Consider the following 24,138-nt stretch of genomic DNA (forward strand, 5'->3'; position numbering starts at 1 on the left):
GTACTCACGGTGACGGCTACACTCTCTATTATTACAGTCTGCTATAATGCGGAAAAGTTTATCGAAAGCACCATACAAAGCGTGCTGTCGCAGACCTATCCGCATATTGAATACATCATTGTGGACGGCGCTTCGAAAGACAATACCATGGCGGTAGTAGCGCCTTACCGTGACCGCATCGCCAAAGTGGTATCAGAAAAAGACAAGGGCCTGTATGATGCCATGAATAAGGGCATGCAGCTCGCCACCGGCGATTACCTGCTGTTCCTCAATGCCGATGATACGCTGGCAGATAAGGATGTCATTTCAAAGATGATGGCTTGCTGTCCCGATGCAGACGTGTATTACGGCGAGGCCATGTTTGTAGATGAGGAGGGCGCCGATCTGGGCCTGCGTTCGCAGCAAACGCCGCACCAGGTGCCGCAGCAGCTCAGCTGGAAAAGCCTGAAATACGGCATGGTAGTGTCGCACCAGGCATTTATTGTGCGCCGCAGTATCAGTCCTTTGTACGATCTGCAATACAAGGTATGTGCGGATATCGACTGGATGATCCGTTGTTTGAAAGGTTCAAAAAGTAATTGCAATACGCACGAGGTGGTGGCGAAATTCAGGGTGGGCGGCACTTCCAAGCAGCGGCAACAGCTGGCCTGGAAGGAGCGGTACAGCATCCTGAGCAGGTATTACGGGCATCTCCCTAATGCTGCGCATCATCTGTTCATCGCGTTGCGATATATCTTCTCTAAAAAATATTGATCATAAAAAAAGCCCCCACGCTACGGCGTGGGGGCTTTTTTTATGATGCGCTTTATGCCGCTTCTTCTTGCTTCCTGCCTTTTACAGCTTCCCAGATGAATCCACCCAGGACGAATAATATGAGAAGGAAAGAAGAGATACCAGCGATCTTTTGTCCGAGATAATATGTTTTCGGTGCAAAGGTCATTTCGATCTTATGCTGTCCTGCCGGGATTTTCAGGCCGCGCAACGCATAGTTGGTGCGGATGATATCCGTTGGTTTGCCATCGATGGTGGCGCCCCATCCGGCGGGATAGTAGATATCGGAGAATACGGCGAAACCTTCCTGGTTATTGGAAGAAGCGTATTCCAGTTTGTTGAGGCCATATTTAGTGAGCTTCACAGCGGCGGCGCTATCGGCGCCTGGCTGGAAGTTGGCGCCCAGGGCAGGCTGGAAGCGTTTATCTACTACAGCGCTGTCTTTCACGTCGAGGTAGTCGAGCGTTTTCATTTCGGTGTTGGCATCCGGCGCCCACACAATACCTTTTACAAACCAGGCATTGCCATAGGCATCAGGGTTGCGTTGTGCTACCAGCTGGTTGTTCTGGCCGGGCACGATCAGGTATTTGGTGTTGAGCATATCGAGGATGCGCATATCCTGTTGGGTAGGACGGCCGGAGGCGATATCCTGGTATACGCGCATCAGCTGATGATCGATCATATCCTGGTAGATAGACAGTTTCGCCGGGCTGTAGCCACCGACATTTTTGTGGAAATAAGAAGGCGAGGCATCATCCAGCGGCGACATCAGGTTCCATACACGGTAGTAAGGATCAGGGTCTTGCTTGATCTGCAGATCGGCCTGTGAAGGCGCGAGGGTAGACATGAACACGTTGTCTTCTACAAAGCTGTCGGCATTGAGATAATTTCTATCTACCTGTAAAAGATCTATGGCAACAGCTACGGTGATGATAAGCGCTGTGGCGGGCCATTTGAGCTTGTCTTTGATGAAGGCCCAGATGGCGCCTGCGGCGATGGCTACAAACACCAGTGAGCGGATGCTATCTTTCAACAGGAGGCTGGCGCGGTCTTTCTCCAGTGCGCGGATCATCAGTTTACCATTCTCTTCGCCACCGAACATCTGTGAGTAGTTGCTGAGCATGGCGGTATCGTGATAGCTGGTGAAGTTGAAGAACATGCTGCCGCCAACGCCCACCACGAGGATCAGGCCGCCGGTGATATAGAGCGCATATTTCAGTTTCTCCATCAGTTCCTGTTTGGTGTGCTTGCCATTGGCTACCTCTTGTAATGCCCAGCAGGCGAGGACTACAAAGGTGAATGAAGGCAATACCAATGCCTGCGCAGGCGCACGGAATTTATTATACAGGGGGAGATGATAGAAGAGGAAATTGTTGATGACGCCGAAGTTCTTGCCCCAGGCGAGTATCAGGCCGATGATGGTAACGGCTACGAGCCACCATTTGTTCCAGTTCTTCACTAACAGTAACGACAGTACGAAAAGGAAGCAGATGATCGCGCCCACGTATACGGGGCCGGAGGTGCCTTTTTGTTGCGCGCCATGGTACAGCGGGAAGCGGGCCCTGTTCATATAGTCTTCTGCGGAAGCCTGTGGTACGCCAAGGCTCAGCATTTGTTCATAGACGTGAGAGCTGGTGCCCAGTTTCTGTCCGCTGGAATTACCGGAGAAGCCAGGAATAAGCATGGTAAAGGATTCCATGGTGCCGTAGCTCCAATCGTAGGCATAGTCGATATCGAGGCCGCCGGATTTTTTTTCTTTGGCGGCAGCGGAAGGCTGCTGGCCGGGGATGGGCAGCGTGAGTTCTGACTTACCGCCACGCATGGTGTATTCTGCATATTCACGGGTAACGAGCAGGTTATCCATGGAGGGCAGCGCGCCCAGCAGGGCGGCTATGGCCAGCAGGGCAGAGGCCTTCATAAAGGCAGGTATCTCTTTGCTTTTGTATGCATGAATGAAAGCGCCGATCACCAGGCAAATGATCATGATCAGCGTGTAGTAGATCATTTGCAGGTGATTGTTATAGATCAGCAGGGCGGTGGCAAGGGCGGTGAGTGCGGCGCCGGCAATGAGGCGGCCGCGGTAGGTGAGGATCACACCGGCCAGCACAGCGGGCATCAGGGCGATGTCGTACATTTTAGTGACGTGGCCTACATCAATGAGGATCACGTTATAGGAGCAGAATGTAAAGGCGATGGCGCCTGCAATACGTATCCAGAATTTGAACTCAAGTACGCAGGCCAGCACATACATGCATATCATGGCCAGGAACAACATATTGATAGGGTCTGGCAGGAAAAGGCATACAGCCCTGTTCACCAGTCCCATCTTGTTGGCGCTGGGGCCGGTATACGTCACATACGTGGGCATACCGCCAAACATGCTGTTAGACCATAAAGGGTTTTCGCCGGTTTGATTGTAAAAGTCCTTTGCCTCTTTAGCCATTCCCTGCACGTTCGCCATGTCGGACTGATTCACCACCTTGCCCTCCAATACGGGAGAACAATAGATGGTGGCCAGCAAGAGGAAAATACCAACTGCTGCCAGATGCGGAAGAATGGCTTTTAGCCAGTTTTGCTTCATCGGATATTTTTGATTTAGTTTTAAAGAAACAAAAATAACTGTAATTTATCCGAAATTTCAATATGCGCTGGATCCCTTTTCTGTTAAAATTTGTGTTTATCTGCAACCTGTGCTTTATTGCCGGCGAAATATTGCGTATCACCGCCTATGATCATTCCTGGGATACCCTCGTGAATCATGTGCTGGTATTGGGTGTGGGCATTGCCTTTCCGGTGAACCTGCTGTTAAGTATAATTGTGGCGGTATTATTATTACTGAAAAAAATAACATGGCGCGCATTGCCGCCATGGGTATATTTGTCGAACCTTGCTATCCTGGTATTTGAATTAATAGTCAGTTTTTAGATGATAAAGAATTTGCTCAACGACAAGCCCACAAAGATGTTTGTGGCTTTCACCGCTTTTTTTGTGGCCAATGCGCTGATCGCGGAATGTATAGGCGGGAAGATATTTTCGCTGGAGAAGTTATTCGGATTGCCCGTACATACGTTCACGTTATTCGGGCAGAGTGGTCTGGCCTTCAATCTCACCGCAGGTGTGCTTTTATGGCCCCTGGAATTTGTGATGACGGATATCGTGAATGAATATTACGGTCCCAAAGCCGTGCGCCGCATCTCCTATACCGCTGTAATATTGATCTCTTACGCTTTCCTGATGTTCCTCGTAGCGATTGGCGTACCGCCGGCGGATTTCTGGGTGAACAGCAGCGCCGCGCAAGGCGTGCCCGATATGCAGGTCGCCTTCAACAACATCTTCGGACAAAGCATGTGGATCATCGTAGCAAGCCTCACCGCCTTCCTCGTGAGCCAGATCGTAGATGTAACGGTGTTTCACCGCATTAAAAAGCGTACCGGTGAAAAACATGTATGGTTGCGGGCTACGGGTTCAACAGTGGTATCGCAGCTGGTAGACAGTTTCATTGTGCTGTTCATCGCCTTCAAAGTGGGCCGTGGATGGAGCTGGCAGCTGGTATTGGCGATCTGCCTTGTGAACTATACGTATAAATTCATTGTAGCGGTAGCGCTCACACCACTCATCTACCTGCTGGAACACCGGATAGAAAAATACCTTGGCCATGAAACGGCCGCCCGCATGAAAGCTGCTGCCATGGGCAAAGAACACCCGCATGTGGCGCCGATCACCACGGATTAATATTTCGCTTTCACCATATCGGCTACCACCTTGTCGATCGGTAAAGTTACTGCTGCGGAAGAGAAATCATCCCAGTCGATCCACCGCGCACGCTCCATTTCATCGGTACCTTCGGGTACAATGAAGTCGAAGGGTTTGGTGATCACCTTGGCGGTAAAGGGCGACAGTGGCGTTACGAGGTAATAGATAGAGATGATCTGTGTTTCGTTGTCGAATGCAGATATCTGGAAGAAGTCGGTGGTATAGATATGCTCCACTACCTTCACGTCTTGGCCCAGCTCTTCCTGCCATTCGCGCACCATGCATTCCAGGGTGCCTTCGCCAAATTCGAGGCCGCCGCCGGGGAACTTGGTATAGTATCCGCCACGGATATATTCATCACTTACCAGTACTTGTTTTTTCTCATTGATCATGATACCGTACACCCGTACGTTGAATCCTGTTGTTGACATACCCGGATCTTTTTAAAATAGGCCGTAAATATACACAAGCTACAGAATAAGTGTAGTAGGGCCCTTCATTAAATGTTCCTTTCCATCAATGCCAATAAAACGCAGCAGGTAGAGGTAGGTGCCCGCATCCTGCAAGATGCCGTTGCAGCGGCCATTCCAGCCTTTACCGTTTTCTTTTGTATAGAATACTTCTTCGCCCCAGCGGTTGAATATCCTGAACTCCAATACCTGCTGCCCGTGAAAGTTAACCGGCCGGAAGATGTCGTTGCGACCGTCTCCATTAGGCGTGAAAGCATTGGGCAGGAATAGTTCTGCTACGCAAGCTGTTGCGGTGGTGCTGGCGGTAGTGGTGCCGCAATCGTTGCTCACTGCTACGGTATAGGTGCCGGGTTTGGTGATGGTGTAAGCCGCGCTGGTGCTGCCGTCTTGCCAGAGATAGGCGCCCAGGCCGATGCCGGGTGTAATGATGGTGCTGCTGCCGTTGAATACGCAGGTATCCGGCGGCAATTTGGCCAGCGGCGGATATTGGACGCTGAGATGCATGATCACGATACTGTCGCAGCCGGTGAAGGATACTAACGTAGACGTATATACGCCAGCCTTGGTAGCGGTATTGCCGTCCGGCAGCTGTTGTACTTTGCCGTCGCAGATGGTAGCGTACAGGTGCGTATCGGTAGGCGGCAACGTGAGTATGGTAGTGATAATGCTGTCGCAGCCATAGCTGCTTTTGAGCTGCGAGGTATAGGCGCCGCCGGTATTGACGATGCGGCCATCGGGCAGCTGGTAACTGCGCGTGCAGGGCGTCTTGTTTTCCGTAATATGATAAGGCGGATGGACGGCGAGCTGCGTGGTGATGATACTGTCGCATCCATAAACCGATACCAGCCGCGAAGTATAGGTTCCGCTGGCATTGGCGGTCCTGCCGTCAGGAAGCGTGTATGCGTTACCGTTACAGATGTCAATATTCTCTGTGCGGTTGTAGCGTGGCGCTTCCGTGAGCTGGGTGATGATGATACTGTCGCAACCCTTCCAGGTTTTGAATGCGGAACTATAAGTGCCGGCGGCGCTTACGCTGCGGCCATCGGGCAGGAGATAGGCGCTGCCCTGGCAGAAGGCGGCATTGATATGCGCATCAGCAGGGGGCAGCATCAGCTGGGTAGTGATGATGCTGTCGCAGCCATAGATACTTTTCAATGACGAGTTATAAGTGCCGCTGGCAGTAACGGTACGGCCATCGGGCAACAGGTAACTATGCGCGCAGGGCGCCTTGCTTTCCGTGATATGATAATCCGGATGGAAGGTAAGCTGTGTAGTGATGATGCTATCGCAGCCATATACAGATAAAAGCCGTGATGTATAGGTACCGCTGGCGCTTACGACGCGTTTGTCCGGTAGCGTGTATGCGTTGCCGTTACAAGCATCCACCACTTCGGTACGGTCATATCTGGGCGCTTCGGCGAGTTGTGTGATGATGGTACTGTCGCAGCCTTTCCAGGAGGTGAACTGCGAGGTGTAGGTACCGGCGGCGCTTACCACGCGGCCATCGGGCAATTGGTAGGCCGCGCCCTGGCAGAAGCTTTTGTTTTCCGTTACTTTGGAGCCGCCGGCTGTAACGGCGTATACGATGGAGCTGTCGCAACCTGTGATGCTCTTGAGTTTCACGGTATAGGTACCGGCGGCGCTCACCACGCGGCCATCGGGCAATGTTCTGGTTTCGCCATTGCAAAGGCCGATCTGTTCCTGGGTGGTGTATACCGGCATGATGTGAATGGTCCTGCTTTGCGACTCCGAACCGCAACTACGTGTAATCGTTAACGTTACCTGGTAGCTGCCGGCATTGGTATACTTGTGTTGTGGCGCGTAATCAGTGGAGCTGCTGCCATCGCCAAAATCCCAGTTCACACTGCGGATGCCATAGGTATTGTTGATGCGGAAGCTGGTATTGCTGCCCTGGCAGGTATCTGCGATGATCAGGTCGAAAGGGTTGTAAAAGATATTGCCCATGAAGGTGGGCAATCCCAGCAAAGTGCCTTTGGGAGAGAGGTTGAAGCCATCGCCCACGAAGTTGCAACCATTGCCCTGAACGTTGGGTTTGTTAATGACGCCGAGGTATTGATAGGGCACATTGAAGCCGTTTTCAGCGGCGGCATATATCTTGCCATCCGGCGCCAGTTGCAGCGAACCGTACATCAGCGTAGGATGACTGGCGATCTGGAATTTCGAGTTATTGATATTGGAAACGGTGCCCAGATCATATTGAAAGATGCCATGGCCTTGCAGGCAGGAGATGTACAGCATGCGACCATCAGGCGAGAACTCGGCGCCATAGGGCATGATGAGGTTATCGAGCGTGGCGGCCAGCCCGCTGATGATGCCGGTCTGGTTATCGAAATACACCAGTTCCGCTACGCTGGGATCAGTGGGCTGGTTGGCGCCGCCGATGGTTTGTACGATGATGCGCCCGTCGGGAGAGGCTTTCAGCGTACCTACCGCTTCCCATCCATTGCTGCTCGTAACGCGGCCTACCGGATAAGCTTTGGCTACGCCGATACCTGCATCCGTAACAGGGAATACGCGATAGTTGTTGTCGTCGCGGGTATGTGTAATGAGCCAGTAATCGTGCCCGTTACAGTTCCTGGTCACCATCATCTTCTCTGAGCTCATGCTGCTGTTGTACAGCTGCGTGTTTTTGGTGGCGGCAACGATATCTCCTTTGCCGCCATTGAGCGACATATCCACTACCGACCAATGCATGCCATTGCCGCCGGATGTGGTCACCACAAAGTATTTGCCCGGCTGCCCGGGATAAGGCATCGCGATGGCCGATTGGGAGCTGGAATTATCTCCCAGCAAGCCATACCCATTGGGCATTACGCCATGTGTGTTATCCCATATCTGGGTACCTTCTGTATAGAATAAAAGCTGACCATTTTTATCGGAGATGGTGGCTACCCCTTCACGGGTGTTGAGTTTCCCGTCCAGCAGCAAGGTGGGCGGAGAAGTGCGGAAATCCAGGCCGGCATTGGCGCCGAAGTACCAGACATTGCCTTCTTTTTGTGCGTGTACGAGCACAGGCAGGCAACACAGTAAGAACAGGGCACAGGCGTATAGGGAATATCTCATGGCGAATCAATCGTCCAAATATAGATATTTTTATAATAAAAGGATATCCTTACTGCTGGCGGGTGTGCAGGTGGATAATTTTACGTTTATGATTTTGTCCCCACTCAGCCAGTGCAGACACAATGTGTTTAAGTGTGTGGGCGTATTCAGTCGGCACATATTCTACCACCACAGGTATGGCATCCTGCTGTACCTGTCTTTTTATCAAGCCATTCAATTCAAGCGCTTTTAGTTCACTGGAAAGTACCGTTGCAGAGATGCCTTTTACGGTGCGCTGTATTTCGTTAAAACGCGTATAACCGCTTACGAGCGCTATCATCACCCTGAGTTTCCATTTGCCTCCCAGCACATATAAAGCATCTTCAACGGCCGATAAGTTTTTAGCGCACTGTACTTCGGTATATAATTTCTTGCCTGCTTTCTGCATCGTTTTTCTTTTTAACTAAGGTAAACCTTACTACTAAGGTAAAGATAACTACTAGTAATTTATTAGTTACGGGCGATAATTTTGTAGTACAAATTTTAGCGATGAAAAAAGTATTGCACATCATGTCAAGTCCCCGCGCAGCGGAGTCTATCAGCAGGAAGCTCGGAAGTGCCATTATAGATAAGATCAGAGAGAAATACCCGGATAGTATCATCAATGAATATGACCTGGCTCGACCTGTCATTCCTCATTTGGAAGAAATGCATATCCACTCATTTTTCACGCCGGTTGAAGACCGGCAAGCGGCGCAGCAATTGGCCATCAGCACTTCTGATGAAGCTATTAACGCGCTACAGGAAGCAGATACGATCGTGATAGAAGCGCCGATGTATAACTTTACGATCACTTCCACTTTGAAGGCTTATTTTGATCAGATAGCGCGGGTGGGTATTACTTTCAGGTATACTGGCAATGGCTTGTTGCCGGTGGGATTATTGAAAAACAAGCAGGCTTACCTTGCTATTACATCCGGCGGCGTTTATTCGGAGGGTGAGTTAAAGCCTTATGATTTTATTGAGCCATATCTGCGTTTTCTGTTAACGCTGATGGGCATAACAGTAGCGGGTGTGTTCAGGGCGGAGGGGCAGGCGGTTGTTGGGGCGGAAAAAGCCTTGGAGAAAGGGGTGGCGGATATTGTGATCTTATGATCTATACTCCATGTATCAGTTATCAGGCTGATACATGGAGGTACGTCTTTTTATATCATCAGCGTTTGATATCTCCTTCAAACACCAGTGTGGCGGGGCCGCAGAGCCAGATGTTGTGGAAGCTGCGTTCACCGGTTTTGGTGAAGCGTACTTCCAGCTGGCCGCCGAGGGTTTGTACGGGTACTACATATTCGGTTTCTTCTTTGCCTGCGAAGGTGAGTGCGGCGGCGGTAACGCCGGTGCCGCAGGAGTAGGTTTCATCTTCCACGCCGCGTTCGTAGGTGCGCACGAAGATGCCGTTTTCGAAGGGCTGGACGAAATTGACGTTAGTGCCTTCCGTTGCAAAGCGGTCGTTGTAGCGGATCTGGCGGCCTTCGTTGAATACGTCGGTGGATTGTACATCGTCGACATATTTAACGAAGTGGGGAGAGCCGGTATTGAGGTAGAAGTAGACGGGGCCATGTTCCACATCATCTACATCCTGCATTTTGAGGTTTACCCAGTTGTCGCCATCGAGGGTAGCTTCGTGAGGGCCATCGATGGCGATGAAGGCTACTTTGCCTTTACCGATGCCCATTTTATTGGCGAAGGCGACAAGGCATCTGCCGCCATTGCCGCACATGCTGCCTTCGCGGCCGTCGGCATTGTAATATTTCATCGCGAAATCATAGTCTTCGCTTTTGTTGAGCAGCATTAATCCATCTGCGCCGATGCCGAAGCGGCGGTCGCAGAGTTCGTGTACCTGTTCGTCTGTCAGCCAGTTGTATTGTCCTTCCCGGTTGTCCAGGATTACGAAGTCGTTGCCGGTTCCCTGGTATTTATAAAAGTGGATCTGGTTCATGTTTCAAAGATAGAAATATCCTGTATTTTTTTGTTGGTTAATCTGTCGCCCCTACGGGGCTGAATGCGGCGTAGATCGCGTTTTGATGCGCGGATGATCAATACAATTGCTACCGCCCCTACGGGGCGGCATATTGGTAGATGCGATACGGGCTACCAATATATCGCCCCGTAGGGGCGAAAGCCCGGTAGACAAAACGCAGGCTACGCCGCATTCAGCTCCGTAGGGGCGAAAGCCCGGTAGGCCCGGGTAGATTTATGCAACGTCTATATTTTTTCTATAATTTCCAGTCCGCGTGTGATGAGTGCAGCAACGGCGGCGGCGCCGTCTTTACTGAATTCCTGGCGGATGCGGTTGGCGACGATGGCGCTGATGGAGAGGCATTGATGGCCGAGTACGCGGCCCATGCCATAGATGCCGGATGTTTCCATTTCGAAGTTGGTGATGCGGTGATGATCGTAGGAGAATCCGGTGAGGTTATCGATCAGGTCTGGATTGGAGAGCTGACCGCGGAGCACGCGTCCTTGCGGGGCGTAGAAGCCGGGGCAGGTAACGGTGATGCCTGTATGAAAACCATCGGTGAAATGTTGAAGCAGGTCGTTGGATGCTGCAAATAAAGTGGGCGATGCGCTGCCGGGGTAGAGGGCTACTTGTCCGCGGAAGGCTTCCAGCAGTTGTTTTTCGGCGGTCGTATTTTCAAATGCATAGAAGGGCAGGAGGTTGTCGAGCCCGAGGCCATGTGATGATACTACGAAGCTATCTACGGGGATGCTGTCCTGTAATGCGCCGGAAGTGCCGAGGCGTATGATCTTGAGGGAGCTGAGCTCGGGTTTCACGAGGCGTGTATTGAAATCTATATTCACCAGTGCATCCAGCTCATTAAAAACGATGTCGATATTATCTGTGCCGATACCGGTAGATACTACGGAGAGGCGTTTGTTGCCGATGTAGCCGGTATGGGTTACAAATTCGCGATGCTGGTATTGGCCTTCAATTTTATCGAAATGTTTGCTTACCGATGCTACACGGTCGGGATCCCCAACGGTGATGATGGTGTGTGCGAGTTCTTCCGGCCTCAGGTCCAGGTGGTATACGGCGCCACGGTTGTTGATGATCAGCTCTGATTCTGCAATACGTTTATCCATGATAATAATTTTTGTTTTGGCGATTTGATGATCCGTTTTTCCAGCTCAATATTCTAACGTTCTGCTTTATTATCAAAATATTTTTCAGATAATTTTTGAATAATATTTGGTAGATAAGAGATTTTTCCTACTTTTGCAATCCCGATGAACGCCGGGACATCCGCTACAGGCAAGCAATGGCGGGTGAATGAAGCAAGATGGTTCCGTGGCCGAGTGGCTAGGCAGAGGTCTGCAAAACCTCGTACAGCGGTTCGAATCCGCTCGGAACCTCTTCAAAGTTAAAAACCGCTGCTTTTTGCAGCGGTTTTTTTATTTATACCTGCTCTAAATGTTGTAAATTGCTCTTCCCGCAAAAGTTTGCGTACAACAGCATTTAAACTATCAGTGGTTATGACAGAGATTATAAAAGTAACCGCAAACGATGCCCGTCACCTGGAGCAGGTGAAAATACTTTTCCGCGAATATGCAAACTGGTTAAATGTTGACCTGAGTTTTCAGCAGTTTGAAGAAGAGATGGCCCAGTTGCCGGGCGCCTATGCAGCGCCTACCGGCGCATTGTTTCTAGCCCTGGCAGATGGCCAGGTGGCAGGTTGCGTAGCAATACGTCCGTTTGATAATACTACCGCCGAAATGAAGCGGCTTTTTGTAAGAGATGCCTTCAAAGGCCATGGTGTGGGAAAAGCGCTGGCCGGCGCTGCAGTCGCCGAAAGCAAAGCATTAGGATATAAACGCATCCTGCTGGATACCCTGGCGCATATGCGGCCCGCCATCGAACTGTACAAATCGCTTGGCTTCCAGCCTATCGCCGCATATTACGATAATCCGCTGACGAGCGCGGTGTACTTGTCGTTGAATATTGAATAGGAGGTTGTCTGGCTCAGGATTATACTGATTAAAAGGATTACCAGGATTTTTTACTGGATTATAAAAAGATTTGCGGAAAATATCTTGAAGATATCTACGAAGACAGCCCTTGAAGCGCTTTGAGTGCTTCAAGGGCTGGAAACTTGTTGATCTTCTCACCAATCTTCTTTAATCTTTATTAATCCTGTAAAAAAATCCTGGTAATCCTTTTAATCAGTATAATCCTGAGCCAGACAACCTTCGCTTATAATTCTCTGATCCAGATATTGCGATAGCTTACGGGATTGCCATGATCCTGGAGGAAGATGGATTTGGCGCCATGCTTTTCGTAGTAGGGCTTGCCGATGTAAAGGGTTTTGCCCTCGAGGGATACGTTGTTTTGTACCAGTACGCCATTTTGTAATACCGTGGCGCGTGCGGGCGATTTCAGGGAGCCGTCGTCATTGAAGCGGGGCGCTGTCCAGATCACATCGTAGGATTGCCATTCGCCGGGTTTTTTGCAGGCATTTACCAATGGTATCTTTTGTTTATAGAAGCTGCCTGCCTGGCCGTTGGAGTAGGTGCGGTTGTTGTAGTTGTCCAGCACTTGCAGTTCATAGAACTCCTGCATGAAGATGCCGCTGTTGCCGCGGCCCTGGCTTTCGCCTTTCACTTCGGCAGGTGTGCGCCATTCGATGTGCAGCTGAAAATCTTCAAAATTCTGTTTTGTTTTGATCATACCCGTGCCTTTCACAACCGTCACGGCGCCATTTTTCACTTCCCATTTTGCGGGGCCACCCTTTTCAGATTCCCACTGGTCCAGGTTTTTACCGTCGAACAAGATGATGGCATCGGAAGGTGCAGTGAGGGTTTCTTTGCCGGGTGTGATCACTTTAGGCACGGGCTCCCACACTTCGGTGTCTTCCGGTTTGCCCTGCTGGCTGTTCTGCGCCATGGCGCTGAATGAAAGCATGGTACATGCTGCTATAAGTAAAGTACGCATTGTGAAGATATATTTTCGTTTAGGCTTTGATGTTAGGTAGATGATAACCGTTGTGATAAGTGGCCGCGAGGTATTTGTTGGCGTCGGCATCGGTGAATTTTTGCTGTTGGGCATCCCAGTAGATCTTTTTGCCGGTGCGGTAGGCGATATTGCCCATCTGCGCGGTGGTGGCAATGAGGGCGCCTGCTTGTACGGGCGCGTGCAGGTCGCTGTAGCGGCGGGATTTCACCACTTCTACAAAATTCTGGGTGTGGAGGTCGAGGCCGTTGTCTACTTTGGGTCTTCTGGCTACGGCTTCCATTTTGCCTTTTTCGGGGATTACTTCCCATCCGCCGCGGTCGAGCACCAGCGTGCCGTTGTTGCCGATGAAGGCAATGCCGTGATCGCGGCCATAGGGGCCGCCATCGATGCCCAGGGCCTGTTCCCATTGTATGTTGAAGCCATCGAACTCATATACGGTGGTAAGTGTATCGGGTGTTTCGGTGGCATCGTTGGGGTAGGCGAACTTGCCGCCTGCGGCCATGATAGCGCGCGGCGATTTGGCCTTCATGCCCAGCAGGGCATAGTCGAGCAGATGCACGCCCCAGTCGGTCATAAGACCGCCGGCATAATCCCAGAACCAGCGGAAGTTAAAGTGGAAGCGGTTTTCATTGAAAGGCCTGGTGAGGGCGGGGCCGAGCCATGCCTTGTAATCTACGCCGGGCGGCGGTGTGGAGTCGGGCTTCACCGGGATGGATTTCATCCAGCCCATATAGGCCCAGGCCTTGACGAGCCTCACCTGTCCTAACTGGCCTGCATATACGAAATCGATGGCGTCCTTGAAATGTTGCTGACTGCGTTGCCACTGGCCTACCTGCACCATGCGGCCGTAGCGCTGCTGTGCAGCTACCATGGCGGCGCATTCCACGATGGAATTGCCGATGGGCTTTTCTACATATACATCTTTGCCGGCCGCGCAGGCGTCGGTCATCATGAGGCAGTGCCAGTGGTCGGGTGTGCCGATGATCACTGCATCGATGCTTTTATCTTCCAGCAGCTTGCGGTAGTCGCTGTAAGCCTTTACGCTGATGCCTTTCTGTGCCAGCTCGGCTACTCGTTTGTCGAGCACATTTTTGTCGGCATCGCAGAGCGCTACGCACTGCACATCAGGGTTTTTAAGCATGGAGGTCAGGTCAGCCCAGCCCATGCCATTGATGCCGATAGCCGCTACACGCAGCCGGTCGCTGGGGGCTACCGCCCGGAGCGGTAACGTGGATAACAGCCCGGCGCCCGCTACCAATGCGGATGCCGAACGGATGAAGTTTCTTCGGGAGTGATTCATGTAATAAAACGTTTTGTGGAATTGTGGAATGGAAACAAAATAGGAAATTAATTACGAATTACGAATTAAGAATTACGGATTTGTGGGGAGATCATGTGATCTCCCCACAAATCCGTAATTCTTAATTCGTAATTCGTAATTAATTCTCTTCTTCTTCCTCTTCGCCGCTCATGTTGAAATTCATCATGGTGCCGAGGAGGTCGCTGAAGCGGGTATCATTTTCGCCGATCTTCTTGCTGATGAGCGAATAGGCGGCGAGGCCGTGCAGTACGAACTCCATGAGCAGGAGGGCTTCGCGGGCATGGGCGCGCGGGAAGCGGTCTTTGACGAGATCGCGCAGGCCATCTACTTTATTGAGAGTGGTTTCGTATTGTTTGTCGCTGATATCTTGCAGCAACTGGATGGTATTGCCTCTGTCGAACCACTGTATCACGCTCCTGTAGGGGTTTTCAGCGGGTACCGACTGTTTCCTTTTTTTGAAGGAATCGGGATTGGGGAAGTAGTTGGCGAAGGTGGTGCGAATGGATTTCTCCAAGAGGTTGTGCGCTACCTGCAGCGGGCCTTCCTGTTCGCCTTCATATACCAGTTCAATTTTACCGGTGATGGCGGGGATGATACCTTGCAGGTCGGCGATGCGCACCTGTGTTTCCTTTTCTTTGTTGATGATGGCGCGGCGTTCGGCTGCGCTTACAGCGTTCTCGTATGCCGCAATGGTGAGGCGGGCGGATACGCCGCTTTTTTTATCAACGTATTCGCTGTTGCGCGCTTCGAAGGCCACTTGTTCAATGAGCCTTTTCACGAGGTCGGCGATATGTACTTTGCCGGCCTGGTCATCGTGTATGTCAGCTTCCTGTTCGGTGATGAGCAGGGAGTTATCGATGTTCTTGGGATAGTGGGTGATGATCTGGCTTTCGATGCGGTCTTTCAGTGGCGTAACGATGGCGCCGCGGTTCGTATAGTCTTCCGGGTTAGCGGTGAATACGAAGAGAATATCCAATGGCATCCTCACTTTGAAGCCGCGTATCTGTATATCGCCTTCCTGCAGGATGTTGAACAGGGCTACCTGTATACGTGCTTGCAGGTCGGGCAGTTCGTTGATGACGAAGATGCTGCGGTTGGAGCGCGGGATGATGCCGAAGTGGATCACGCGTTCGTCTGCATAGCTGAGTTTGAGGTTGGCGGCCTTGATGGGATCGATGTCGCCAACGAGGTCGGCTACGGAAACGTCCGGTGTGGCGAGCTTTTCGCCATAGCGTGCGCTGCGTGGTATCCAGGCGATGGGCGTGTTGTCGCCTTTTTCTTCAATGAGGTCGCGGGCGTAGCGGGAGAGCGGATGAAATGGATCGTCGTTCACTTCGGAGCCTTCCACTATGGGGATGTATTCATCGAGGAGGTCTACCATCTGGCGGGCCATGCGTGTTTTGGCCTGCCCGCGTAAACCGAGGAAGAGGATATTATGCCGGGAGAGTAGCGCCCGCTCGGTATCTGGTATTACGGTATCATCATACCCTACGATACCGGGAAAGGTGATCTCTTTGTTTTGCAGCCTGGTGATGAGGTTCTGTCTGATCTCTTCTTTTACTGTCTTGGGTTTATAGCCGCTTTTCTTCAGCTGTCCCAGTGTTTTGATTTTAGTATCCATGCCGGTTAATTACGAATATGTTTAGAATAATTTTCTTTTTCCGTTCTCAAAGTCATAGAAGAGGAATTGCCCGAGGCGATCGGTGCCGGAGAAGAAAGCCTTGCCGTTATTGGTTTCTGTGAACTCCTGCACAAATTTCTGCAACCAGGGATCGGTGGCCACCATGAAGGTGGTGATAGGTATTTTCAGTTTCTTGCATTGTGCGGCCAGGTTGAGGGTACGGTTGAGTATTTTCCTGTCGAGGCCGAAGCTGTTCTTATAATATTGTTTGCCTTGTTTGAGGCAGGTAGGTTTCCCGTCGGTGATCATGAAGATCTGCTTGTTCGGGTTGCGTCGCCGGCGCAGCAGGTCCATGGCCAGTTCCAGCCCGGCAACGGTATTGGTATGATAAGGGCCTACCTGTAAATAGGGCAGGTCTTTGATCTCTATCTGCCAGGCGTCGTTGCCGAAAACGATGATGTCGAGCGTATCTTTCGGGTAGCGGGTGGTGATCAGTTCACTGAGTGCCATCGCTACTTTTTTGGCGGGTGTGATACGGTCTTCTCCATATAATATCATGGAGTGCGAGATATCGATCATCAGGGCAGTGGATGTTTGTGTTTTGTAATCCGTTTCCTTGATCTCAAGATCATCCTGATCGATGGAGAAACTTTCTATGCCGTGATTGATCTGGGCATTGCGGATAGAGGCTGTTACATCGAGCTGGTCGATGCTGTCGCCAAATTCGAAGGGGCGTGTTTCTGCATTGAGTTCATCGCCCAGCCCTGATTTACGGATATTATGATTGCCGGTAGTTGATTTTTTCAACTTGCCGAAAATCTCTTCCAGCGCGCTTTTGCGGATGGTCTGCTCAGTCTTCGACGTGATCACGATCTCCCCGTTCTCTTCCTTCTCACGGATATATCCTTTATCTTTCAGCTCCTGGATAAAGTCGCCTATGCCGTAGTCGTTGTCGGTAAGACCATATTCTTTATCCAACTGTGTGAGCCACTGAAAGGCTTCGGATACATCGCCGCTGGTGTAGGTGAGGAGTTGGGTAAAAAGGTCCAGCAGTTTCTGGAAGGGTGGTTTGTTGTTTTCGTCCGGATTGAATCTGGAAAATATATAACCTCTCATAGCACTAGTTCTGTACTAAAATTAAGCAAAAAACGACGAGGATCATATAGATTTTAGTGATGAGTGAGATAGAAGTGGAATAAGGTTTGCATTTTATCATGAAACCTATTACTTTCAATCATCAAAAAAATAACTATATGAAAAAACTGAGAAATGCCTGGATGCTGGCAGGCGGATTGGCGATCGCATTATTTTCGCAGTCGGCCTTTGCGCAGAGCAGGGCAGATGCATTAGGCTGGAAGTTAGGCGCACAAGCATGGACCTTTAATCATTTCACGCTGGAACAAGCGCTGGACAAGATGGACAGCTGCGGCATCCAGTATGTGGAAGCCTTCCCCGGCCAAACGATCGGCGGCGGTATCGAAGGGAAAATGGACTATCATATGTCCCCCGAAAAACAGGAGCAGGTGAAGAACCTGATCAAAAAGAAACACAAAGTGCTGATGGCTTTCGGCGTAGTAGTGCCGGAATCTGCCGCTGAGTGGAGAATGCTGTTCGATTTCGCTAACCGCATGGGTATCCAGAGCATCACCACAGAGCCGCAACCCGAGTACCTGGACCTGATCTCCCAGCTCTGTGATCAGTATAATATTAAAGTGGCGATCCACGATCACCCGAAACCAAGCCACTACTGGCATCCCGACAGCGTACTGGCTGCCATCAAAGGCAGGAGCAAGCTAATGGGCGCCTGCGCTGATATCGGCCACTGGGTGCGTTCCGGCCTCGATCCGGTAGAATGCCTGAAAAAACTGGATGGCCATATCATCAGCCTGCACTTCAAAGACCTGAATGAAAAATCACACGATGCCCACGATGTGATCTGGGGTAACGGTGTATGCCAGATCGGCAAAGTGCTGGAAACATTGAAACAACAAAAATTCAAAGGCCTGTTTTCCGCAGAATACGAATACCACTGGGATTACAACGTACCTGAAGTGAAAGCCAGCGCCGCTTATTGGAGGCAGATGGTGAGTAATTTGTAAGCGAAGGTTGTCTTACTCAGGATTATAAAGATTAAAAGGATTGCCAGGATTTTTTTATCGGGATTATTAAGGATTAAAAAAAGATTCGCGAAGATCAATTCGAGATAATCTTCGCGAATCTTTTTTTAATCCTTAATAATCCCGATAAAAAAATCCTGGCAATCCTTTTAATCTTTATAATCCTGAGTAAGACAACCTCCGCTAGAATTTAAATGCGACACTCGCTGAAATGCGCCGTGGTTGCTGTCTTTCGAGGGTGGTCCAGCCGCCGAAGTATTCTTTGTTGGCGAGGTTGTCTGCTTTGAGGGCGAGGCGGTAGGCTTTAACGTTATAGAAGATGCTGGCGTTGAGGATGGCGTAGGAGGGCAGTGTGAATTGGCCTACTGTTGCGTCGTTTGCGATCACATTTTCGCTGGCGTAGTTACCGCCGATACCGAAGCCGAGGCCATGCAGTTTGCCGCTGGAAGCGGTATAGCTGAGCCAGAGGTTGGCCAGGTTGGCAGGGCCTGCGCTGGTGGGCCGGCGGCCTTCTATGCTGGCATCGGCCTTGCGCATTTTGCTGTCGTTATAGCTGTAGCCTGCGATGATATTGAAGCCTGGCAAGGGGTTGGCGGCGATATCCAGTTCCACGCCCTTGCTCTTCTGTGATCCGTCCTGGATCGTATAGTTATATTCTTTTCCGTCTTTTTCAATGGAGGCGCCGCGGGTCATGTTGGTGACGAGGATATCGTAATAGCTGGCAGTGAGGCTCAGCTTATGTTGGAAGGCATCGAGCTTTACGCCGCCTTCCCACTGGTTGGCTTGTTGCGGTTTGAAGTTGCCATTCAGCTCGGGCAGCGGCTGCGTTTGCGGCGCTACGTTCTGAAAGCCGTTCATGTAGTTGGCGAAGAGGCTTACCTGATCTTTCACTACCTGGTATACCAATCCGAATTTCGGAGATACGGCCAGCTGGTTGTAGTTACCGCTGCGGGTGTTGGTACCGTAATCTTTCGTGCCTTTGTTATCGAAGTAGTCAACGCGCAAGCTGGCCATGGCCATGAGCTGATCGGTGATGTTGAGCACATCGGATACGTAAGCGCTGTATGTATAGGACGAGGAAAGATTCTTTACCCGGTCGGAACCCTTTGCCGTGGCCAGTTTGGCGTCGGCGGCCTGACGGGTGAGGTTCAGGTAGCGCGGATCGCTATTGTTGGTAGCGTTCAGCTGATCGAATAGCATATAAGGGAGATTATCGTTAGATGTTTCCTGTGCGAGGAAGTCGAGACCCGCTACCAGCCTGTTGCGCAGCACGCCTATACGAAAATCGCCGATGAAGTTCTGCTGGATATCTGTTGTGATGGAGGTACTGTTCTGATAGCTCACGAAGCGACTGAGCAGCGTATCGTTCGGCGTAGGCTGGCTTCTATCCAGGAACATCATATAGGTGTAATAGCCATTGCTTTTGCGGGTATTACGGGAGATATTGGTTTGTGAAGTCCACTGCCCGGATATTTTGTAGGTGGCCTGCCCGAAGATGTTGGTGGACGGCGCTTTGTACGTAAGATCATTGTTGGTGAAAGAGCGGGTGAAGTCGATGCCCATCTCCGCCGGCGTCTTCGCCACAAAGGGGCGCCTGCGGTTCAGGAAGAAGAAAGTGGCATTGGTGCTTTCACCATTATAAAATTCTGCGTTTACGAGGAAAGAGAGTTTGTCATTCACCTGGTAAGACAAGCTGGGCGCGAGGAAGAAAGATTTCTTGAAGCCTGCATCCTGAAAACTGTTCTCATAGTGATAGGCGGCATTGGTGCGCAGCACTACCGAATGGTCTTTGTTGAGCGGTGTGTTTACATCGGCGGTAACGCGGCTCAGGCCATATTCTCCGCCGGTATAGCTGATCTCTCCGCCAAAATTATCATAAGGTTTTTTGGTAACGATATTGATCAAACCGCCGAAGGAAATGAGGCTGCTGCCAAACAGTGTGCCGGATGGGCCTTTGATGGTTTCGATGCGTTCGATGTTGGCAGGGTCCACGTTGCTGTTGGAGATGGCGGCAACGCCGTTGACCATAGAAGGCTGCACTACGAAGCCACGCATGGAGTAGTAACCTGCGCCATCGCCGGGGCGGCCGGTGGAAGACCAGAGCCTGTTTACGCCGGGGGTATTCTTCAGCGCATCGTCGAAAGAAGTGATCACCTGTTCTTTCATCAGCTCTTTACTCACCACGTTATATACCTGTGGATTTTCGAGATTTTTGATGGGCAGTTTGGCGATGAAATCACTCTCTTTGTTGGTGAGTTTGTTCTGTGAGCCTTTGATGGTGACTTCACTGAGCTGACTGTTGGATACCTGCAGGTGGAAATTGATATGTGTGGTTTGTGCTGCTGTTACCTGCACGGTTTCTTCTTTGGGTTCATAACCGATCAAAGATACGAGCAGCGTGTATGCGCCGGGTTCGAGCTTGCGAAGGGCGAAGTCGCCTTTGGCGTCGGTAACGGTGCCTCTGCCGGTACTTTTAATTTGTATGCTGACGAAAGCGGCGGCTTGTCCGTCGCTGGTGGTGATGGTGCCTTTGATATTACCTGTGTTACTTTGCGCTGCTACTTTACCTGCTATCAATAGCAGTATCATTATTGCCGTGGTTAAATGCTTCATAAGTTTCCGTTAAATGTGGGTGCAAAGTTCCGGCCGTGCGGCTGGCTTTGTGTCTCCAATCAGGAAAAATACTTACGCATTCGGGAAATGTTTAAAATCATAAAGCACCAAAGCCAGGCGGAGCCTGGCTTTGGTGCTTTATGATTTTAAGAAATTATTTAGTAGAGTCCGTGCTTACCTGCAGGCCGCCTTCCTTGTTGGTGTGGGCGCCGGGGCCAAAGTCTACACGCATACGTTCGAGCCATTGGATCATCTGTGCGGCGGTTTGGCCGTCGCGTTTCAGATCTTCTGTGATCTTGCTTTCCGGCAGTGATTTGTAGTAGCTCATCTGCTGGTTGCAATCTTTGATGATCTTGTTGGCGATCTCGTCTCCTTTTTTGGCGTCGCCTGCGATGTAGTAGGCATAAGCTGTTTGGAGGGAGGTGTAGTTATGCATGTTGCCCGGAGAGGTCATGGCATACGGGAAGTTGCTGTCCAGTATGTTTTTGTCCATGTGGTTGAGGGCTTTCAGGGCGCTGTCTTTTTTGCCTTCTTCGCTCATGGCTACGCCCAGTTTCGTATAGGCCTGACGGAGATACTGCAACAGTTTCCTGTTAGGCTCATCGAAATAGGTGCCGGGTGTTTGTGCACCGCCAAATTCAAATTTGGTCATGAGGTTGTTGTACATCGTGTTGATGTTGGCGTTCACGTCCATGCCGATCGGATCGGTGGATGGTTGTTTGGCCAGTGGCACGAGGTGATAGGCCAGACCATCTGCCTGGAGATAATCGTTCAGGCCGAGATCAGTAGGGCTGGTGAAATAGATCGGGCGTTTCCAGTTATTGGTAGCGATGATATCGTACACGGCCAGGTCATTTTTCAGCAGGTAGTTCTTACCGATCTTGAAGGTCACTTGCGGCACGATGCGCGCGCTGTCGGCAGCGCTTACTACGCCGTCTTTCAGCACCTGTGCTTTATCAACCGGGATGAAGAGCTGGCGGGTAGGCAGGAAGTTGATAGCGCCTTCGCCTTCTGCGCTAACTTTGGCGTTGGCTTCATCGCTGCCCATGAAGGCCACGATCTCTTTCAGGTTGAAATATTTATCCGCAGGGATATTTCCCGGATCGAAGAAACGGATGTAGTTGCGGGTTTCGCCGCGGTATTTGTCTGGTGTCCATGACATCGGCACGCCTTCGCTCTTGTTCACCATCTGGCGTTGCTGATCGATGTACCAGTCCACACCCAGGAGGCTCAGGTTGATCACCCTTACATCGGGGCGGATGCCTTCTACTTCCTGTGCGTACCACAGCGGGTAGGTATCGTTATCGCCTACGGTGAAGAGGATGGCGTTGGGCTGACAGGATTCGAGATAGTCTTTGGCTACGTCTCTGGCAACGGTTTTGGTGGAGCGGTCGTGATCGTCCCATTCCTGGAAGGCCATGAGCATGGGCACTGCTACCAAACACAGGGCGGTGGCCAGTATGGGCGATGCGGCGCTCTTTGTTTTCTGTTTCAGGAAATTGTAGATCGGCAGTACGCCCAGCCCGATCCATACGGCAAAAGCATAGAAGGAGCCTACATAAGCGTAGTCACGTTCACGCGGCTGGTTGCCGGCCTGATTGAGGTACAATACGATAGCAAGACCGGTGAAGAAGAACAGCAGGGATACTACCAGCGTATCTTTCCGGTGATGGTTATATTGATAGAAGAAGCCAACGACACCGAGTATCAAGGGGAGGAGGAACAAGGTATTGTGGCCTTTGTTATTCTTCAAACTATCTGGCACCATGCTTTGATCTCCATAAATGAAATTATCGAGGAAGGGAATGCCGGAGATCCAGTTGCCATCGCGTACGTTGCCATAGCCCTGGGTATCGTTTTGTTTACCGGCGAAGTTCCACATGAAGTAGCGGAAGTACATGAAGTTGACCTGGTATTGCAGGAAGAATTTCACGTTATCGCCGAAGCCTGGTTTTTCGCCTTGCTGTAATCCAAGCCAGGAACGGTAAAAGTCGGCATGGCCCTGATCGTTGCTGCCATCCCATACGCGCGGGAAGAGCATCATATCATCGGCGGCGTAAACGGGTTCCATCTTCTTACCGGACACTTCATATTTTTTAGCGCCGCGGGCGTAGATGTTACCGCCTTCTTTATATTCAGTAGGGCGTGCAGTGAACACCTGACCGTAGATCAGGGGGAAGTCGCCATACTGTTCACGACCGAGGTAACCTACCAGGGATATCGGGTTGTCCACGTTGTACATATCTACAGAAGGATTGGCTGTAGAGCGTATCATGGTGGTGATATAGGTAGAGTAGCCGAGCAGCATGAACAGGATGAAAGCGATGGTGAGCTGGCTGAAGTGTGCGATCTTGCCGCTGTTGAGCTTTACGCCGAGCACTTTCAGCAGATAGGGTATTGCGAGGAAAACCGCTGCCAGTAAGAACTTCATGAAGATGGTGCCACCGGAAGTATCGTTGAAAGCAGGAATGATGATGATGGTAGCGATGACGATCAGCGGGGCATACAGGCCGAATTTAGGCTTGCGGTAGCCGATGATCAGTAAGGCGGTGATGAGTATGAAGTAGAAAGTAAAACCGGAGAAGAAGCCCATTCCCAGGGAGTTTACGAAGAATACATCCATATAGCCGGATGCTTTGATCGTGTCCTGGATGAGGTATTTTTGTACGATGCCGGTGATGGCGCAACCTACTATGAAGGCCCAGAAGGTGCCCCAGCCGGTAGCTTTGTATTTTCTGAAATAGTACACCATTACCATTGCGGGGATGGTGAGGAGGTTGAGCAGGTGCACGCCGATGGAGAGGCCGAGCAGGTAGGCGATCAGCACGATCCAGCGGTCGGCATAGGGTTCATCCGCTTCATGTTCCCATTTGAGGATGGCCCAGAATACGATGGCGGTGAAGAAGGAAGACATACCATATACCTCGCCTTCTACCGCGGAGAACCAGAATGAATCAGAAAAGGTGTAGGCCAGTGCGCCAACGGCGCCGGCGCCCATAATGGCGATCATTTTCTCGCGGGAGATCTCTTCACCGGCTTTTACCATCAAGCGACGGGCAAAGTGCGTAATAGTCCAGAAGAGGAACAGGATGGTGAAGCCGCTGGCCAGGGCCGACATGGTGTTAACACCGAGTGCGGCCTGTGAGGGTTTCAGGAACATGCTGAACAATCTTCCGAGTAATACGAACAGTGGTGCTCCGGGAGGGTGAGGGATCTGTACCTTGTACGCACTTGAAATAAACTCGCCGCAGTCCCACAAACTGCCGGTAGCCTCCATAGTCTTGATGTAAACAAAGCAGGCGATCACGCAGATGATCCACCCGACGATGTTGTTGGTCCTTTTAAAATTCATAAGGTTGTTTTAAGGTCCGACAAAAATAGAAAAAGTAGCAAATTATGCT

General features: G+C 50.9%; 18 protein-coding genes and 1 tRNA gene. 7 read left to right on the plus strand and 12 right to left on the minus strand.

The features are described from left to right. Nucleotides 1-9 precede the first annotated feature (9 nt). The gene (locus tag FPG75_RS07420; protein WP_143306130.1) at nucleotides 10-753 is read left to right on the plus strand and encodes a glycosyltransferase family 2 protein; all 744 of its coding nucleotides are present in this window, start codon (nucleotides 10-12) and stop codon (nucleotides 751-753) included. A gap of 52 nt (nucleotides 754-805) precedes the next feature. Here FPG75_RS07420 and FPG75_RS07425 read toward each other — a convergent pair whose 3' ends face one another. Next, nucleotides 806-3,352 (minus strand): YfhO family protein, encoded by a 2,547-nt coding sequence (locus FPG75_RS07425; protein WP_143306131.1) that lies wholly within the window; start codon nucleotides 3,350-3,352, stop codon nucleotides 806-808. A 92-nt stretch (nucleotides 3,353-3,444) separates the two neighbouring features. On the opposite strand from FPG75_RS07425, the gene FPG75_RS07430 reads away from it, so the two are divergent. Together FPG75_RS07430 and FPG75_RS07435 are read left to right on the plus strand one after the other, a co-directional pair. Next, on the plus strand, nucleotides 3,445-3,696 hold the full coding sequence (locus FPG75_RS07430; protein ID WP_144695842.1) for a hypothetical protein: 252 nt from the start codon (nucleotides 3,445-3,447) through the stop codon (nucleotides 3,694-3,696). Next, a complete protein-coding gene (locus FPG75_RS07435; protein ID WP_143306133.1) occupies nucleotides 3,697-4,503 on the plus strand; it encodes a queuosine precursor transporter in 807 nt (268 codons plus the stop codon). It abuts the gene before it with no gap. Here FPG75_RS07435 and FPG75_RS07440 read toward each other — a convergent pair. From FPG75_RS07440 to FPG75_RS07450, 3 genes are read right to left on the minus strand one after another with little or no spacing between them, the layout of a single operon-like run. Further along, nucleotides 4,500-4,955 (minus strand): NUDIX domain-containing protein, encoded by a 456-nt coding sequence (locus FPG75_RS07440; protein WP_143306134.1) that lies wholly within the window; start codon nucleotides 4,953-4,955, stop codon nucleotides 4,500-4,502. The genes FPG75_RS07435 and FPG75_RS07440 overlap by 4 nt on opposite strands. A 39-nt stretch (nucleotides 4,956-4,994) precedes the next feature. Beyond that, nucleotides 4,995-8,078 (minus strand): PKD domain-containing protein, encoded by a 3,084-nt coding sequence (locus tag FPG75_RS07445; RefSeq protein WP_143306135.1) that lies wholly within the window; start codon nucleotides 8,076-8,078, stop codon nucleotides 4,995-4,997. A gap of 49 nt (nucleotides 8,079-8,127) precedes the next feature. Next, complete coding sequence (locus FPG75_RS07450) at nucleotides 8,128-8,505, minus strand: winged helix-turn-helix transcriptional regulator (RefSeq protein WP_143306136.1); 378 nt, start codon at nucleotides 8,503-8,505, stop codon at nucleotides 8,128-8,130. A 101-nt stretch (nucleotides 8,506-8,606) separates the two neighbouring features. Here FPG75_RS07450 and FPG75_RS07455 point away from each other — a divergent pair, with 101 nt between their 5' ends. Beyond that, on the plus strand, nucleotides 8,607-9,212 hold the full coding sequence (locus tag FPG75_RS07455) for an FMN-dependent NADH-azoreductase (RefSeq protein WP_143306137.1): 606 nt from the start codon (nucleotides 8,607-8,609) through the stop codon (nucleotides 9,210-9,212). A 58-nt stretch (nucleotides 9,213-9,270) separates the two neighbouring features. Here the strand turns inward: FPG75_RS07455 and dapF are convergent, their stop codons facing one another. Beyond that, nucleotides 9,271-10,053 (minus strand): diaminopimelate epimerase, encoded by a 783-nt coding sequence (gene dapF, locus FPG75_RS07460; RefSeq protein WP_143306138.1) that lies wholly within the window; start codon nucleotides 10,051-10,053, stop codon nucleotides 9,271-9,273. Between the two features lie 266 nt (nucleotides 10,054-10,319). Then, nucleotides 10,320-11,198 carry a nucleoside phosphorylase gene (locus FPG75_RS07465; RefSeq protein ID WP_143306139.1) on the minus strand — a complete coding sequence of 293 codons (879 nt, stop codon included), beginning with the start codon at nucleotides 11,196-11,198 and terminating at the stop codon, nucleotides 10,320-10,322. A gap of 199 nt (nucleotides 11,199-11,397) precedes the next feature. Between FPG75_RS07465 and FPG75_RS07470 the strand changes: the two genes are divergently transcribed. Both FPG75_RS07470 and FPG75_RS07475 read left to right on the plus strand, forming a co-directional pair. Next, nucleotides 11,398-11,468, plus strand: a tRNA-Cys gene (locus FPG75_RS07470). A gap of 120 nt (nucleotides 11,469-11,588) precedes the next feature. Then, on the plus strand, nucleotides 11,589-12,062 hold the full coding sequence (locus FPG75_RS07475; protein ID WP_201747904.1) for a GNAT family N-acetyltransferase: 474 nt from the start codon (nucleotides 11,589-11,591) through the stop codon (nucleotides 12,060-12,062). A 244-nt stretch (nucleotides 12,063-12,306) separates the two neighbouring features. Here FPG75_RS07475 and FPG75_RS07480 read toward each other — a convergent pair whose 3' ends face one another. The 4 genes from FPG75_RS07480 to FPG75_RS07495 all read right to left on the minus strand — a co-directional run bounded on the left by FPG75_RS07480 (nucleotide 12,307) and on the right by FPG75_RS07495 (nucleotide 17,123). Then, nucleotides 12,307-13,044: a 3-keto-disaccharide hydrolase gene (locus FPG75_RS07480; protein ID WP_143306140.1), complete on the minus strand. Its 738-nt coding sequence runs from the start codon at nucleotides 13,042-13,044 to the stop codon at nucleotides 12,307-12,309. A gap of 19 nt (nucleotides 13,045-13,063) precedes the next feature. Beyond that, nucleotides 13,064-14,365, minus strand: coding sequence for a Gfo/Idh/MocA family protein (locus FPG75_RS07485; protein ID WP_143306141.1), 1,302 nt, complete (start codon nucleotides 14,363-14,365; stop codon nucleotides 13,064-13,066). 139 nt (nucleotides 14,366-14,504) lie between these two features. Then, a complete protein-coding gene (locus FPG75_RS07490) occupies nucleotides 14,505-16,007 on the minus strand; it encodes a magnesium chelatase (protein WP_143306142.1) in 1,503 nt (500 codons plus the stop codon). A gap of 21 nt (nucleotides 16,008-16,028) precedes the next feature. Next, on the minus strand, nucleotides 16,029-17,123 hold the full coding sequence (locus tag FPG75_RS07495; protein WP_143306143.1) for a vWA domain-containing protein: 1,095 nt from the start codon (nucleotides 17,121-17,123) through the stop codon (nucleotides 16,029-16,031). 137 nt (nucleotides 17,124-17,260) lie between these two features. On the opposite strand from FPG75_RS07495, the gene FPG75_RS07500 reads away from it, so the two are divergent. Next, nucleotides 17,261-18,106: a sugar phosphate isomerase/epimerase family protein gene (locus FPG75_RS07500; protein WP_143306144.1), complete on the plus strand. Its 846-nt coding sequence runs from the start codon at nucleotides 17,261-17,263 to the stop codon at nucleotides 18,104-18,106. Nucleotides 18,107-18,307: 201 nt separating this feature from the next. Here FPG75_RS07500 and FPG75_RS07505 read toward each other — a convergent pair whose 3' ends face one another. Beyond that, a complete protein-coding gene (locus tag FPG75_RS07505) occupies nucleotides 18,308-20,737 on the minus strand; it encodes a TonB-dependent receptor (RefSeq protein WP_143306145.1) in 2,430 nt (809 codons plus the stop codon). 154 nt (nucleotides 20,738-20,891) lie between these two features. After that, nucleotides 20,892-24,089, minus strand: coding sequence for a glycosyltransferase family 117 protein (locus tag FPG75_RS07510; protein WP_143306146.1), 3,198 nt, complete (start codon nucleotides 24,087-24,089; stop codon nucleotides 20,892-20,894). Nucleotides 24,090-24,138 lie beyond the last annotated feature (49 nt).

This window comes from Chitinophaga vietnamensis, from assembly GCF_902167635.1.
Lineage (GTDB): Bacteria > Bacteroidota > Bacteroidia > Chitinophagales > Chitinophagaceae > Chitinophaga > Chitinophaga vietnamensis.

What these genes read in the sequence shown, in the direction of transcription:
- FPG75_RS07425 (WP_143306131.1), bottom strand. Translation starts at nt 3,352, where the DNA reads ATGAAGCAAAACTGGCTAAAAGCCATTCTTCCGCATCTGGCAGCAGTT.
- FPG75_RS07435 (WP_143306133.1), top strand. Translation starts at nt 3,697, where the DNA reads ATGATAAAGAATTTGCTCAACGACAAGCCCACAAAGATGTTTGTGGCT.
- FPG75_RS07440 (WP_143306134.1), bottom strand. Translation starts at nt 4,955, where the DNA reads ATGTCAACAACAGGATTCAACGTACGGGTGTACGGTATCATGATCAAT.
- FPG75_RS07445 (WP_143306135.1), bottom strand. Translation starts at nt 8,078, where the DNA reads ATGAGATATTCCCTATACGCCTGTGCCCTGTTCTTACTGTGTTGCCTG.
- FPG75_RS07450 (WP_143306136.1), bottom strand. Translation starts at nt 8,505, where the DNA reads ATGCAGAAAGCAGGCAAGAAATTATATACCGAAGTACAGTGCGCTAAA.
- FPG75_RS07455 (WP_143306137.1), top strand. Translation starts at nt 8,607, where the DNA reads ATGAAAAAAGTATTGCACATCATGTCAAGTCCCCGCGCAGCGGAGTCT.
- dapF (WP_143306138.1), bottom strand. Translation starts at nt 10,053, where the DNA reads ATGAACCAGATCCACTTTTATAAATACCAGGGAACCGGCAACGACTTC.
- FPG75_RS07465 (WP_143306139.1), bottom strand. Translation starts at nt 11,198, where the DNA reads ATGGATAAACGTATTGCAGAATCAGAGCTGATCATCAACAACCGTGGC.
- FPG75_RS07475 (WP_201747904.1), top strand. Translation starts at nt 11,589, where the DNA reads ATGACAGAGATTATAAAAGTAACCGCAAACGATGCCCGTCACCTGGAG.
- FPG75_RS07480 (WP_143306140.1), bottom strand. Translation starts at nt 13,044, where the DNA reads ATGCGTACTTTACTTATAGCAGCATGTACCATGCTTTCATTCAGCGCC.
- FPG75_RS07485 (WP_143306141.1), bottom strand. Translation starts at nt 14,365, where the DNA reads ATGAATCACTCCCGAAGAAACTTCATCCGTTCGGCATCCGCATTGGTA.
- FPG75_RS07490 (WP_143306142.1), bottom strand. Translation starts at nt 16,007, where the DNA reads ATGGATACTAAAATCAAAACACTGGGACAGCTGAAGAAAAGCGGCTAT.
- FPG75_RS07495 (WP_143306143.1), bottom strand. Translation starts at nt 17,123, where the DNA reads ATGAGAGGTTATATATTTTCCAGATTCAATCCGGACGAAAACAACAAA.
- FPG75_RS07500 (WP_143306144.1), top strand. Translation starts at nt 17,261, where the DNA reads ATGAAAAAACTGAGAAATGCCTGGATGCTGGCAGGCGGATTGGCGATC.
- FPG75_RS07505 (WP_143306145.1), bottom strand. Translation starts at nt 20,737, where the DNA reads ATGAAGCATTTAACCACGGCAATAATGATACTGCTATTGATAGCAGGT.
- FPG75_RS07510 (WP_143306146.1), bottom strand. Translation starts at nt 24,089, where the DNA reads ATGAATTTTAAAAGGACCAACAACATCGTCGGGTGGATCATCTGCGTG.